12 protein-coding genes and 1 pseudogene are annotated in these 12,083 nt (G+C 40.6%); 2 read left to right on the top strand and 11 right to left on the bottom strand.

Going from position 1 to position 12,083, the window contains the following annotated elements; translation table 11 throughout:
• Positions 1–81: 81 nt before the first annotated feature.
• Entirely contained in the window at positions 82–525 is a 444-nt protein-coding gene (locus tag H592_RS0111000; RefSeq protein WP_425414387.1) for a cache domain-containing protein, read from the bottom strand.
• A gap of 74 nt (positions 526–599) precedes the next feature.
• On the opposite strand from H592_RS0111000, the pseudogene tnpA reads away from it, so the two are divergent.
• Positions 600–1,028 (top strand): annotated as a pseudogene (gene tnpA, locus H592_RS22090) (IS200/IS605 family transposase).
• 101 nt (positions 1,029–1,129) lie between these two features.
• Here tnpA and H592_RS0110990 read toward each other — a convergent pair.
• From H592_RS0110990 to H592_RS0110945, 10 genes are all read right to left on the bottom strand, one after another.
• The gene (locus H592_RS0110990) at positions 1,130–2,362 is read right to left on the bottom strand and encodes an allantoate amidohydrolase (protein ID WP_028868825.1); all 1,233 of its coding nucleotides are present in this window, start codon (positions 2,360–2,362) and stop codon (positions 1,130–1,132) included.
• 12 nt (positions 2,363–2,374) lie between these two features.
• Positions 2,375–3,607 (bottom strand): pyridoxal-phosphate-dependent aminotransferase family protein, encoded by a 1,233-nt coding sequence (locus tag H592_RS0110985; protein WP_028868824.1) that lies wholly within the window; start codon positions 3,605–3,607, stop codon positions 2,375–2,377.
• Positions 3,597–5,189: a gamma-glutamyltransferase family protein gene (locus H592_RS0110980; RefSeq protein ID WP_037071629.1), complete on the bottom strand. Its 1,593-nt coding sequence runs from the start codon at positions 5,187–5,189 to the stop codon at positions 3,597–3,599. Before H592_RS0110980 ends, H592_RS0110985 begins: the two co-directional genes overlap by 11 nt.
• Before the next feature lie 2 nt (positions 5,190–5,191).
• Positions 5,192–6,427 carry an amidase gene (locus H592_RS0110975; protein WP_211235657.1) on the bottom strand — a complete coding sequence of 412 codons (1,236 nt, stop codon included), beginning with the start codon at positions 6,425–6,427 and terminating at the stop codon, positions 5,192–5,194.
• A gap of 76 nt (positions 6,428–6,503) precedes the next feature.
• Positions 6,504–7,508 carry a bile acid:sodium symporter family protein gene (locus H592_RS0110970; RefSeq protein ID WP_245600410.1) on the bottom strand — a complete coding sequence of 335 codons (1,005 nt, stop codon included), beginning with the start codon at positions 7,506–7,508 and terminating at the stop codon, positions 6,504–6,506.
• Positions 7,509–7,547: 39 nt separating this feature from the next.
• A complete protein-coding gene (locus tag H592_RS0110965; RefSeq protein WP_028868820.1) occupies positions 7,548–8,366 on the bottom strand; it encodes a MurR/RpiR family transcriptional regulator in 819 nt (272 codons plus the stop codon).
• Positions 8,367–8,414: 48 nt separating this feature from the next.
• Positions 8,415–9,143 carry an amino acid ABC transporter ATP-binding protein gene (locus H592_RS0110960; RefSeq protein WP_028868819.1) on the bottom strand — a complete coding sequence of 243 codons (729 nt, stop codon included), beginning with the start codon at positions 9,141–9,143 and terminating at the stop codon, positions 8,415–8,417.
• A complete protein-coding gene (locus tag H592_RS0110955; RefSeq protein ID WP_028868818.1) occupies positions 9,130–9,780 on the bottom strand; it encodes an amino acid ABC transporter permease in 651 nt (216 codons plus the stop codon). Before H592_RS0110955 ends, H592_RS0110960 begins: the two co-directional genes overlap by 14 nt.
• 12 nt (positions 9,781–9,792) lie before the next feature.
• Positions 9,793–10,461 carry an amino acid ABC transporter permease gene (locus H592_RS0110950; RefSeq protein WP_028868817.1) on the bottom strand — a complete coding sequence of 223 codons (669 nt, stop codon included), beginning with the start codon at positions 10,459–10,461 and terminating at the stop codon, positions 9,793–9,795.
• Between the two features lie 15 nt (positions 10,462–10,476).
• Positions 10,477–11,268, bottom strand: coding sequence for a transporter substrate-binding domain-containing protein (locus H592_RS0110945; protein WP_028868816.1), 792 nt, complete (start codon positions 11,266–11,268; stop codon positions 10,477–10,479).
• A gap of 434 nt (positions 11,269–11,702) precedes the next feature.
• Here H592_RS0110945 and H592_RS22085 point away from each other — a divergent pair, with 434 nt between their 5' ends.
• Positions 11,703–11,999 carry a globin domain-containing protein gene (locus tag H592_RS22085; RefSeq protein WP_342665422.1) on the top strand — a complete coding sequence of 99 codons (297 nt, stop codon included), beginning with the start codon at positions 11,703–11,705 and terminating at the stop codon, positions 11,997–11,999.
• Positions 12,000–12,083 lie beyond the last annotated feature (84 nt).

Here is a 12,083-nt window from a genome sequence, read left to right as displayed (position 1 = left end):
AATGATATCTGCATTTCCTTAGTGTGATCTTTTAAAATTAAATTTCAATTTTTTTTTACAAATGAAAAGCATTATCAAAGATCACGGGTATATATCTGGGTTCAGCTTAAAATATTCATCGATATACTCACTCCACATTTTATTATTGATGTGTGCTTTAGAGAGTAAGACAGCAATATTAACGTTGAAAATATTAGTAAAAATGGGCAGTATTTGCTTGAATGAAGTACCTACCTCCACAGCCCCTACATATACTTTTTCATTAGTTTCTGGGTGTTTAGCCCAGATAGGTGATACCCCCCTTAATCCACTATATATGCGACCTGTCTCAAATCCAAAACGTGCTTTTTTCTCGGCATTTGTATCGACAATGGTAAAACGTAGGTCGTCCATACTATCGCCAAATTTATTTGGTTTATGTACCCTTAAGAAACTAAGGCTTCCCGGCCCAAGCTGATAATGCAGTTGGCGAATATTAAATTCTTTGGTCATGTAGTCCCATGATGGTTTAACTTTATTAGTCACCTAAAAGGTTAAAACCATCGGCTTTAGCCGGTCAGCTTTAGCTATAATCTCTCTATTAGTGTTAGGAGGTAGTTATGGATTATAGATACGGCAGCCATACAGTTTTTAAAATTCAATATCACTTTGTTTTTGTTACTAAATATAGGTACCAAGTATTACAAGGTGATGTTGGTTTGAAAGTAAGATAATTAGTTCGGCAAACATGTAATGCCTTTGAAATTGAGATTTTAAAAGGAGTTGTGAGTAAGGATCATGTTCATCTTTTAGTTTCAGCACAACCGAATATGGCACCCAGTGAAATCATGAGAAGAATTAAAGGGCGCTAATCTGCTAAATTATTTGAAAGTTTCCCAGATCTTAAAAAGAGATACTGGGGTCGTCATTTCTGGGCCAGAGGATATTTCTGTGTAACATCAGGAGATGTTACCGAAGAAATGATTAAAGAATATCTAGAACACCACTTTGAAGTTAAAGGTGACGATAACTTTAGAACGGAAGGTTAATTCAACGGGTCTTTGACCCGTATCCGGACTTTAGTCCATAAAACTAACCCACCTACTTTAGTAGGTGGTTGTTGAGTTTTTTCTTATTAAAATAAAAACACTTACTCAGCGAGTTTTTTAACCATATCGATTAAACAATTCAAGGCTACGGCGACATCGGAAACCATTACCTGTTCTCTAGGGTTATGGCTAATGCCTTTTTCGCAGCGTACAAAGAGCATGCCGATGTCGGTAATATTGGTGATCACCATCGCATCATGACCTGCACCGCTTGATAGAAAACAAGGGGCTTTTTGAGTGTGCTTTTCAACCACTTCACCCCATTTTTGTTGCAGGTTATCACTGCATAAAACCGCTTCTGCTTGGTAAAGTTTTTCATGTGTTAAGGTCAGTTGACGTTTGTCGGCAATATCAGTTAAATCTTGTAATAGCTTGTCACAACAACTTTCTAATGTTGACTGAGATTGACTACGAATATCGACGGTAAAATGTACTTCACCCGCAATCACATTGACTGCACCGGGAAATACATCGCAGCGCCCAACGGTAGCGACAATGCCATGATCAAAGGCAAATTGCTCAATCGCACCGATCATTTGTGCTGCACCTGACATCGCATCTTTACGTAACGCTAATGGTACAGTGCCGGCGTGCCCGGCCATGCCTTTAAGTTTGAATTGATAGCGTTTTGCACCGGCAATGCCGGTCACAACACCCACCGGTAAATTGAGATTCTCTAATACCGGTCCTTGCTCAATATGTACTTCTAAATACGCTAATATATCATCGGCATTTCGCTTATCTTGGCCTGCTCGCATCGGATCTAAGCCAAAATCAGTCATCGCTTGTGCCATGCTAATGCCTTGATTATCAGTGACTGCTAACCATTCTGGCTTAAAGCAACCAGCGGTTGCACTAGATCCGATCAGGGTAGTATTGAACCGTGTTCCTTCTTCATCTGCAAAGGCAACGATATCAACATGAAAGGGCAGTTCTTCACCCATTAATAGGGTCATTGCTTCAATGGCAAGTAGTACACCTAAGTTACCATCATATTTACCCGCATTGGCTACGGTATCGCTGTGTGAACCTATTAATACAGTTGGTAATGTTGGATTAGCAGATCGCTTACGTCCCCACTGGTTACCAACACTATCCTCCCAAGTTTGTAGGCCAGCTTGTTGCATCCACTGTTCAATTTGTTGATGCGCTAGTTTATGCTCTGCTGTTAAATAAGCACGAAGCAAACCGCCTTGCATTGCCGTGAAGGTAGCGAGGTGATCCGCCCATTGCATTATTTTTTGTGCACCGTCATTTGTTGTCGTCAGCGACATAAAGGCTCCTTTTTAAACAGTGTAATACTGCATTGCAGTAGTGACTGCCTGACCGGGTTGAATGCCAGCTTTGTATTTTAATAAGATTGACTCTAGTGCCGCTAATGTTGTTAACACACACTCTTGACGAGCGTTAAAGCCCATCGTTCCAATACGCCAGATCTTGCCGTGTAGAGGCCCAAAGGAAGTACCAATTTCAATGCCAAAACATAACAATAACTCTTGTCGTACTTTGTCACCGTCAACGCCATCTGGAATATAAACGCCTACCACGTTACTCATTTTAAATTGTTGGTTACCGAACAATGTTAATCCCATTGCTTTCAAGCCCATTGCCATTGCATCACCAGCTTGTTTATGACGAGCAATAACATTTTCACTGCCTTCTTCAAGGTAAATACGCGCACATTCTCGTGCTGCATATAACATGCTGGTGGCTTCGGTATGGTGGTTTAAACGTTCTGGTCCCCAATAATCCATGACCATGGCTAAATCAAAATAGTTAGACTGAATTCTGATATCGGTACCGGCAGTATGATGGTCAGCTTTAATTCCTGCTTCCACGTGTTTACGGTGGTTGATGACTTCTGCACATTGATCACTTAGGCTGATAGGCGCGCTGCCTGATGGGCCACCTAAACATTTTTGTAACCCCACTGAAACTGCATCTAAGTGCCACTCATCCATCTTCAGTTCATTGCCTGCAATAGAGGCAGTTGCATCACAGTAGAATAGAACGCCATGGCGTTGACAAATTTCACCTATTTCAGCAAGCGGTTGATTCATGGTGGTAGAGGTATCACCTTGTACCGTTGCTAATAGCTTTGGTTGGAACTCTTTAATCGCTTGCTCTACTAATTCTGGCGGACAAACTTCACCCCACTCAATATCAATGGTTTTAACAACGGCACCAACACGCTGTGCAATTTCACATAATAAGTGTCCAAAGCGCCCAATTACTGGAATTAATACTTTATCGCCAGGTTGTAAAATGGAAACCAATACCGCTTCGATGCCTGCACGTGCAGTACCATCGACTAACATCGTTTGTTGGTTATCGGTCTCGAGAACGCCACGGTATAAGGATTGAACTTGATTCATATAACCCGTCATGACCGGATCATATTGGCCAATTAAAGCACTAGAAATAGCTTGATGAACACGTGGATATGCATTGATTGGTCCCGGCCCCATTAATAAACGAACTGGCGGGTTAAGTGTTTCAAATAGGGATTTAGTGGTCATTTTTTTCTCCAAGTAAACTTTGCCCATCACTACGAGGATCGCTAGTTGCTGCTACTTTCCCGTTTTTATCGAGCATAATGGCACCTGCGTGCCCCATTAATTCGTTATTATCAGCCACTATTGTTATATCGTGACCCAGTGCTCTTAAGGTGGCACCGTGTTGTTTATAAAGTTGATTTTCTACTCGTAAGTTATTGCTGCTGTCACCCCAAGTTCTCCCCAGTAACCAACGAGGTTTTGAAACAGAAGCTGCTAAACTTATACCTTGATAAAGGTGGCGGCTAAATAAACAAGCTTGCGTTTGCGGTTGTCCTTCACCGCCCATTGAACCGTAAACAAAACGTCGCCCGTCTTTGAGTTCTGCATAGGCTGGATTTAAGGTATGGAATGGTTTTTTACCTGCAGCAAGTACGTTGAGATGATTGGCGTCAAGGCTGAAACTTTTACCGCGAATATTCCATGTAATACCACTGGATGGTAATACCACACCTGAACCAAACTCCCAGTAAATACTTTGTATAAAACTGACCATGGTACCGTATTGATCGGATGCCCCCATCCATACGGTATCACCGGGTTTTGCGATATGTGGCCAAGGTAATGCTTGTTCAAAGGAGATATTAGCGGCACATTTTGTAATCACATCATCATTTAGCCATTGTTGCAAAGGGGCATCTAGGTAAGCGGGATCGGTGATTTGCTGATCGCGAATGATAAAGGCTTGTTTAGTTGCTTCCACTAACAAATGAATATGCTCAACTTCAGAGGTCACTTGATCCACTAAACGATCATAAATTGCTAAAATTAATAATGATGCTAAACCTTGAGTGGGTGCATCTAAGTTATATAAACTACCCTTAGAGATATCCACAGTTAATGGTGTTGATACCGTGGCTTGGTATTGTACAAAATCATTTAACGTTAACGGGCTACCTGCATCAGCAAGTTCATCTGCCATCTGTTTGGCAAGTTCACCTCGATAAAAGTCGTCTAAACCTTTTTCTGCTAAATGCTTAAAAGTATTAGCTAAAGGTTGGTTAGTGAGGGTTTCACCTACTTTTAATACTTCATCTTGAAGCAAAAAACGGGCTGCAAAATTAGCTAAATGACTTAAGCGAGATAAGGTTTTTTCACTGGCATCAACCAAACTTTGGGTGATTTCAATCCCTTGTTCAGCGGCATCAATAGCAGGTTTAAGTAGCCTATTTAAAGGCATCGCCTTACCATTAAACCCACAGCTATCTAGCTTAAGTGCTTGTTGCCAACCTGCAACTGTTCCTGCCATTGTTATTGCTGATTTACCGCCACTTTCTGGTAAATCATCCGCTTGCTGTCGGTAGCTTTCCACATCGATATTAAGTGCAGCACCACCGCAGGCATCAATTGCGACGGGCTTTTCTCCTGCTTTACAAATTAGCCAGAAACCATCACCACCAATACTATTCATGTGTGGATATTGCACTGACACCATAGCTGCTGCTGCCACCATTGCTTCGCTAGCCGTTCCACCGGCATCTAATACAGCTTGCCCGGCTTGTGCTGCTTTGTAATGTGGCGCGGTAAATGAAGTTTGAAATATCATAGTTATTGCTCTCCTTGCCATAAGCTAAGACCCGTTTTGATCAGATCTGCTTCCTGGTTATCGATACCGATCAATGAAAATCCGCAGGGGCCTTCTTGTAAGTTTTGTATCGGTAGATGTAACTGTGGAAAACCGGCTAAACCTGCGATGCTAGTTAATCCCATTAATTGCGACCGATACTCAGCTAGTGCTTCACCTGCCATGGTTAGTGACGGTGGGCCTGAAGGGGTGGTAGGTATCACCCATAAACCTTGCATATCATTAAACTGAGTAAGTAATTGTTGTTTAAAATGTTGCTGTTGTACTTTAGCTTCACGATATTGTTGAGGTGTAATAGTACGCGCCCAAATCACACGTTGCAGAATGGAAGGATCTAAAGAGTCACCGTGTTTTGTTAACCAAGCCTCGTGCTTCTCAATTATTTCAAAACCTTGAATGGTACGGAATAATAGACTTAACTTATCAAGGGTTTGCTCAGTGTTGGCTAATAGATCACAGCTTAGCAGTGTGATATTGGCTTGTTGGCACCAACGGCTTAATACACTCAATCTTTGCGCACTGAATTGTTGCTGCAATGTATTATCTAGGTACAAGTTTTGTGCAACTTGCCCTTGCTTTTTTGAAGCAATTGCTGGCTTTTTGAGATCAGTTACCGGTTGTGTTGAAGCACCTAATAATGAAAAAACACTCGCTAGTTTGTTTAAGTCTTGGCTGAAAATACCTGCTGTATCAAAGCTTTTTGATAATTGAAAAGCATTATCTAAACTCACTTTCCCGAGTGTTGGACGTAAACCAAATAGGCCACAATAACTGGCAGGAACGCGCACTGAACCGCCGGTGTCTGTGCCGATTGAGAAATCAGCTTCACCCTTTGCAACGGCCACCGCACTACCACTTGAAGAGCCTCCCGGTAAGCAGTTTGGTGCAAGCGGATTAACGGGGGTACCATAATGAATATTTTGCCCGTTTAAACTGTAAGCAAGTTCATCGGTTTGCACGCGGCCAACACAACTTGCGCCATTGGCTAATAAGCACTCAATCAGACTAGCGCTTTGCTGCGCTGGTTGATGGCTTGCTAACCACGCCGGATTGCCTGCTCCTGTGACATAACCTTGAACATCGAATAGGTCTTTAAACACGAAGGTTAAACCACTTAGCTCACCGTCAGCCGTTGCCGCTAAATTATCGGGTCCTTGTGTACAGTACACACTTGCGTCTTTAGTTATTAGATGATCCATGTTTAACCTTCTTATTTTTACTACCGTTATTTTTACTTCTGATAGCTTTAAAGTTACCTTTAAAGCTACTTAACACTTAGTGTGAAGAGGCCGTTTTAACTTGTTCACTTTGAGTGGCATAACGGCTAGCTAATATTGCGCAGTAGAAAATCTGAATCGGGTGATAGAGCATGATAGGTAATAGGATCATGCCTAAGTCGGGATTGCTGCCAAAAATAACGGTCGCCATTGGAATACCCGCTGCGAGTGTTTTTTTAGTACCACAAAATACCGCCGCTACTTCATCGGCTAATTGAAATTGACAACGGCGAGCTCCCCATTGAATAAGGTGAACCATACACAGTAATACCACTGCACAAATGGCAATCGAGGTGATCAACATTTGCATTGAGAATGAGCTCCAAATACCGTTCGCAACAGAGTCACAAAAAGCGTTATAAACGATTAATAAAATAACGTATTTATCAATCTTACTCACTACTGATTTATGTCTTTCCGCAAATTTTAATAAAAAAGGTCTCGCTAATTGCCCTAGTATCATTGGTAACAACAGTAACTTAGCAATCGAGGTAATAGAGGCGACTAAATCAAGCTCAACACCCTCAAAGCCCATGAATGCTTGAATTAAAAGAGGTGTGATCACAATACCTAGAATGCTAGACAATGAAGCATTAAAAATTGCCCCCGGAACATTACCTTTACCAACACTGGTCATGGTTACAGAAGAAGATATAGTGCTTGGCAAAACGAATAAGTAGCAGAAACCAAAAGCTAATGCTGCTGGCATATAAGCCAATAATAGATCGCCAAAAATAATCCAAAGTAGTGGGTAAGCAATAAACGTCGCAGCTTGAATGTAAATGTGCATACGCCAGTTGCTCACACCGGCTTTAATCGCAGAAGGGGAAAGACCTAAGCCATGTAAAAAGAAGACAATCGCAACACCGATACCGGTAAGTTTATCAAGATGAATTAATCCTCCTGATTTACCCAGTTCAGGGGTTATTGTGGCTAACGCAATGGCGATCACCATACCCACTAAAAACCACTCTTTTTTAAGTTTATTTATAACATTTATCATTTGATCATTACTCTTACGGCTGATTATTTAATTTAATATTTACTCTAACTCATTGAGCTTGGAATAATTAACACTTATTTTACTGCTCACTTTAGTCGCTTCACCATTCAATAATTGATAGGTGTTATTAACCAAATGAGAAATTAAGCTCATGGGAACCGCATAGCTATCTAAAGGCGTTTCATTATTCATATGGCAAATCAGTGTGTGGGTGGTGCTTTGTGCATATTTTTGTCCAGATTGATCCGTGATCAATAAACATTGATGTGCTTGTAGTTGCTCAATCATTTTTGCAAAGTGGCTAACTCGACGGCGAATACCAATCACAATGACAAAGTCGTCTTCTTCAATCGCCGCTAAGTCTTCACCAATGGTCTGTCCCGGTAAAGGTAATAACTCAACATGGCTACGACACTGCATAAGCTGTTGTCGAAAGTGCAACGCTAACGGGTAACTGTTGCGATAACCAATTATTTTTATACGTTTTGCTTCTGCTAAGTGTTTAATAATAGCTTCCATATCAACGCTTTTAAGTTGCTCTCGTAAGTGCTCTAAGGCTTGAATCTCTTGGTGAAAATCGCAGTTATTTAAGGCATTGGTTAATACCGGTTGGCCGCTTTCGCGTACTGCTAGTAACTCATTACGTAATGAAAGGTGATCCGCATAACCTAAGCGACGAATAAAACGACTGACACTGGTTTTAGAAACGGCGCAGACTTCAGCAATGTCATTCGTTGACATGATCAGTACTTTTTCTGGATTAAGCAGTAAATAGTCGGCTAAGCGACGACTATTTTGAGTCAGGTCTGGGTAATGCTTAGTAATACGCTCAATCAATGAGTTGCTGTTATTAGTCATTTATTGTTCCTTGCTAGGCTAATGCAGGCTGTTGAAAGTATTCTCTTATCATCTCACAGCCGCAAGAAAACTTTGTAGTTCTTCGGTTTGAGGATTAGAAAATACTTCATCACTTTGACCTGTCTCCCATACTCGTCCTTGATTCATAAATACCACTCTATCGCCAACATCGCGTGCAAAGTTCATTTCATGTGTCACCAGTATTAATGTCATGCCTTCTTGTTTAAGTTTTTCTAATACTTTTAGCACTTCACCTACGAGTTCAGGGTCTAATGCAGAGGTTATTTCATCACATAATAAAACTTTTGGTGACATAGCTAATGAGCGTGCAATAGCAACACGCTGTTGTTGGCCACCGGATAAATTGCCAGGGTAAGCTGAAAATTTATCCGCTAGTCCGACTTTTTCCAATAGCTCTTTGGCTAAAATTTCACTGTCTGCAGAAGACTTTTTCATCACTAGTTTAGTGGCTAGCATGACGTTCTCACCTACTGTCATATGGGGAAAAAGGTTAAAGTTTTGAAATACCATGCCCACGCTTCGGCTTAGTAAACGAAGTTTGTAATCATCATTTTCAACCGACTGATTATCAACAATAACTGCACCTTTTTGGTATTCTTCTAACCCATTCATACAGCGTAAGAGGGTGCTTTTACCGGAACCACTGCGACCAATGATAGAAACAACTTCACCAGCTTCGACTTTAAGGTCAACACCTTTCAATACGTGGTTTTCGCCATAGTATTTATGGACTTGATCTAAACTAACGAGCGACATGATTTTTTTTCTCCAAATGGCGAGCTAAAACAGAAAGTGGGAAACAGATAAGGAAGTACAACACCGCGACCATTGCAAATACTTTAAAGGGTTGAAAAACAGCGTTATTGATCATGGTGCCTGCTTTAGTTAGCTCAACGAAACCAATCACTGAGGCCAGTGCCGTGCCTTTGACGATTTGCACAGAAAAGCCTACGGTAGGTGCGATCGACATGCGCATTGCTTGTGGCACAATAACGTAACGCATGGTTTGTAAATAAGTTAAACCTAGTGTACGACAGGCTTCCCACTGACCTTTTGGTAACGCTTCAATACAACCTCGCCAAATATCATGAAAAAAGGCACTACTAAACAGTGTTAAAGAAATTACTGCGGCAGACCAAGCGTCCACTTCAATACCAATTAACGACAAACCAAAGAAGGTTAAAAACAATTGCATCAGCAATGGAATACCTTGGAATATTTCTACGTAAGTTTGAATAATTCGAGTGATGATTTTGCTACGCATACTGCGCAATAGGGTTAGTATCAAACCAAATAGACCACCACCTGCAAACGCTAATAATGACAATAAAATTGTCCAACGTGCTGCCAGTAGTAGGTTTTTTAAAATATCCCAATCAGTAAATTGTACCATTTTAAAGTCCTCCTACAGAGACGGGTTTTTAAAAGCGAAACGCTTTATTAATGCGAACGTCTGACGCATTAATATTGCTAAGAGTAAATAAACTAATGCGGCTACCATGTAAGATTCAAAACTTAAAAAGCTACGTGATTGCACAAAGTTGGCTGAAAAGGTTAACTCCTCAACGGATATTTGCGAGACCACGGCTGAGCCAAGCATGACGATAATACATTGACTGACTAACGCTGGATAAACACGTTGGTAAGCTGGTAGTAAAATGATATGCCAAAAAACCTGACGCCTTGTTAAACCAAGTGTTTGGCCTGCTTCCCATTGTCCCTTTGGTGCTGCATCAATACCCGCTCGAATTATTTCTGCACTATAAGCACCTAGATTAATAATCATCGCTAACATGCCGGCTTGCCAAGCTGAAAGCTTGATGCCTAACGCAGGTAAACCAAAAAATATAAAAAATAACTGCACAATAAACGGAGTGTTACGGATAATTTCGATGTAGCAGGAGCAACTCCTTCGTAACCATGCATCTTTACTGATGCGACCTTGTGCGCAAAGAGTACCTAATAACAACCCTCCTAGTGTTGAGATAACAGTGAGTTCTATAGTGGTCCATAAACCTGCCGCAAATTGCGGCAAGTAAGGAACTAAACCTGAAAAATCCAGTTGATAGCTCATCGTCTTTATTCCAACTTATGACTTAAGGTCTGCAGGGAATGGCGCTTTTAACCATTTTTGTGAAAGTCCTTTTAATACATCATTTTGCTTAGCGGCTTTAATTAAACGGTTAACGCTATCAAGCAATGCTTGTTCGCCTTTCATAACACCGACATAACAAGGAGAGTTTTGTAATAAAAATTTAGTTTGTGGGGCTTTGTCTGGGTAACGCGTTGCAATCTCAGTAACCACTAAATTACCCGTTGCGATTAAGCTAACTTGGCCAGATAAAAAAGCAGACAACGTACTGTTATTGTCTTCAAATCGTTTAATGATAGTGTCTTTAGGGGTTAACTTACTTAACTCAAGATCTTCTACTGAGCCACGTGTTACACCAATTGTTTTACCAGCAAGATCTTCTGCACTGCTCACTTGCTCGTCAGCGGTGCCAAAGACACCTAGGAAAAAGGGTGCGTAAGCTTCACTGAAATCGACCACTTTTTCACGTGCAGGGTTTTTGCCCATACTTGAAATAACCAGGTCAACTTTACCCGTTTGTAAATAAGGGATACGGTTTGCACTGGTAACGGGGATTAATTCCAGTTTTACATTTAATTCCTTGGCAAGGTACTTAGCCATATCAATATCGTACCCCTGTGGTTGTAAATCCGTTCCCACTGAACCAAAGGGAGGGAAATCTTGAGGCACTGCTACTCTAAGTACTGACGATTGTTTAATATCTGCTAATTTATCTGCCTGCACTGCTTGTGCTGAAAACAGTAAAGAGGTGGATAAAACTAAGCTAGATAAAACCTTTAAAAATTTCATATTGTATCTCCATATATATTTTAAATGAAACGATCGGAACTTTTTGTTTATATTTTGCAACGATTGTGCCATTTTAATTTTCTATTTTAATTTCAACTAAAACAGTTGCTTACGTTATATTGGAGCTTGAGGTAAATGTTTTGTTAGCTTAACCCTTCCCGTGTTGGTGCAACTGATGCACTGCATTAGGGCGAAGCAGAAGAATAAAAATCACCGTAGAAAGCCCCATAACTAGGTATCAGTAGAGCAGGGGAGACATTTTTGCATGATGTGTATTAATTGTTACGCTATTAATGAGCAATTTATTTTGGATCAATAAAGGCGCGGATGGATAATTAAATTAGCGTTAAAGTAGGTTATTATCAGCGATATATTAATACTAAGTAGCGCAATAGGTTTCAGTTTATGATGGATTCTAGTATGGAATATGGAATATGGAATATGGTGTAGGTGATAACTCATACACTATGGCAGGGAAGTTAGCGGGTATTTCTAAACTGGTTGACGATTTTTATATCAATATGGATAACTTTCCTGAAGCAAAAAAAGTAAGGTCGATGCACAGTAGTGACCTTTTTGAGTCAAAGAAAAAGCTCGCGTACTTTTTGTCGGGTTGGCTGGGTGGCCCTAAATTATATGCTGAACATTATGGCAGCATTAATATTCCGGCAGCGCATCAGCATTTATCTGTTGGCGTAGAAGAAAGTAATGCTTGGCTTTTATACCCGTGATCTTTGATAATGCTTTTCATTTGTAAAAAAAAATTGAAATTTAATTTTAAAAGATCACACTAAGGAAATGCAGATATCATTGAC

It is taken from the genome of Psychromonas arctica DSM 14288 (assembly GCF_000482725.1).
GTDB lineage: Bacteria > Pseudomonadota > Gammaproteobacteria > Enterobacterales > Psychromonadaceae > Psychromonas > Psychromonas arctica.
Note: the sequence above shows the minus strand (reverse complement) of the source record. Positions and strands in the feature narration are given on the sequence as shown.